Below are 1958 nucleotides of genomic sequence, written 5' to 3'. Positions count from 1 at the left end.
CTGATTCGGTGTGACAATAGGTACCGACACCGCCGCGTCCGGGCATCGAGCGGGCAAAATTGGCCAATTCCCACTTGGAAACCCCGGGAATTTGTATGTCTGCTGCAGCGCAGGACATGTGCAGCGATGCCTTCGCGCCGTTGACAAGCCGGTTATAGGGCGGGCTGCGATAACCGGACGTGACAATCACCGACTTGCCGTATCTGCGTTCGATTGTTTTCAGCATACCAACGAGCTGCGGCTTAAGGCAGGCAACCTGAACGTTTTCGCGCTGAACCTTGAGACCGTTCGGCGCGAGACGAGCGAGGCCCGCGGCCGAGGCAAGAATCACAGGAGCTGCTGCGGCTTCAACATCGTCATCGTCATAAAGACTGTCGCGCTGCATGATCTGGATGCCCGCATTGGGCCGCACGCCGGGTAGTGAGGATGATACATATTGGGTCTGGCCGGTAAAGGAGCTGGCGGCGGGGAGCGGCGATGCTGCATGGGACGACGTATCGACTGCGCGCAGTTTGGGTTGCGACTTCGGTTCGATAACGGCGACCAGGCGCTTTCCGGCCGGCTTCGACAGATTATTGGAGAACAGCCGCATAAGCGCGCCATTGTTCTTTGCCGCCGTCGCCGGACGTGTCGTTTCAGGCGCAATGCCTTGCTCCGGGGATACAGGAGCGTCATCGGCCTTGGCTGCGGTCTTATCTGCATCAGCTGCCGAAAGTTCGGCAGCTTGCTGCGGTGTTTTTTTCGGCTGAATGTTGCCTTCGCCGCGCATCGGATTGCCAAACAGCGATGTCTTGACGGGCGCTGCAGCTGTTGCTGCGCTTGCAACCTGTGTCTCTTCTGTGCTGGCAGGAGTGCTCGAACCAAAAAGTGATGTTTTGACGGGGGGCTGTGTGGGAGTGGCTGTGGCCGCGGTTTGCTGTTCTGAGCCTTTCTGGGCTTCTGCAGTGGTCGTTGCCGGCAACGCCTTGCCATTCGCAGGTTTGACGGTTTGATTTATGGCCTGAAGGGCACTTGTCTCAGTGCTTCCGGCTAGAGCCAGCGCTTCGGGGGTTAGCGCTCGGGTGCCGCCGGATGGCATCGCGCTTTCAGTTGTGTGTGTTGTGGCATCGCTGGAGGGAGCCAGGGCAGCAGTTGCTCCGGGGCTTGAGACCGTCGAGGTACACGATGTAGCCGCCATGGCGGAAAGCACAATGACGCATGCAACCGTACTCGCCCGAAGGGTATAAACTGAAGCTGGCAGTAGTTTCAACGATTCCCCCGTCTCGTCTTTTCCGGCCGCGTAGTGTTCAGTCCGGTCCGCTTTTATAAGAGCAGAAAGCTCGCGAAGTTCTATTGAAGTGCAAATAACACCGGCAGAGAGTCGCCAGAGTTAATGAAGTTTTGTCATCTGCACAAGGCTTCAAGTATAGGCAGAATGAGGCGAAAACGTGATCGGCCACTTTCTCGCCATTGTCGTTACGTGTTCTTTCCGGTTTTCCACCGTTACAAATCAACTGCTTTAAACACGTACCCGTACATATGTTCCAGGCGCTTCAGCAAGAATTTCCATGTGATTTTCGCCCGGCTTACGTGCAGGAACGCGTGCTCCGTCCTGCGCTTCGATCCATTTTTCCCAATGATTCCACCAGGAACCGGGATGTTCTTTTGCCTTTGCCAGCCATTCATCGAATGCGCCGACAGGCTTGCCGCCCGTCCAATATTGATACTTGTTCTTCGCGGGTGGATTGACGACGCCCGCTATATGACCCGAGCCCGACATGACATAGGTGATATCCCCGCCGAAGTAGCGGCAGCCCGTGTACACGGAAAGTGCGGGAGCGATATGATCTTCCTTGGCCGCGAGATTATAGATCGGGATTTTGACATCGGCGAGCGAGAGGCTCTCTCCAGCGAGCTTCATCATGCCGCGCACCAGATTGTTGTCGAGATAACAATTGCGCAAATAGTAGGAATGGTTT

Annotated in this window: 1 protein-coding gene and 1 pseudogene; both read right to left on the bottom strand. The window is 56.2% G+C overall.

The window, feature by feature from the left end; translation table 11 throughout:
* Positions 1–1249: YcbK family protein (locus ACXJ5O_RS25525; RefSeq protein ID WP_457302348.1), on the bottom strand; the 1249-nt coding region annotated here is incomplete at its 3' end.
* Positions 1250–1498: 249 nt separating this feature from the next.
* Positions 1499–1958, bottom strand: a pseudogene (locus tag ACXJ5O_RS25520) (class I poly(R)-hydroxyalkanoic acid synthase); the annotation flags it as partial.

The organism is Phyllobacterium sp. P5_D12 (genome assembly GCF_054049495.1).
This window is presented reverse-complemented; position numbering and strand designations above follow the sequence as displayed.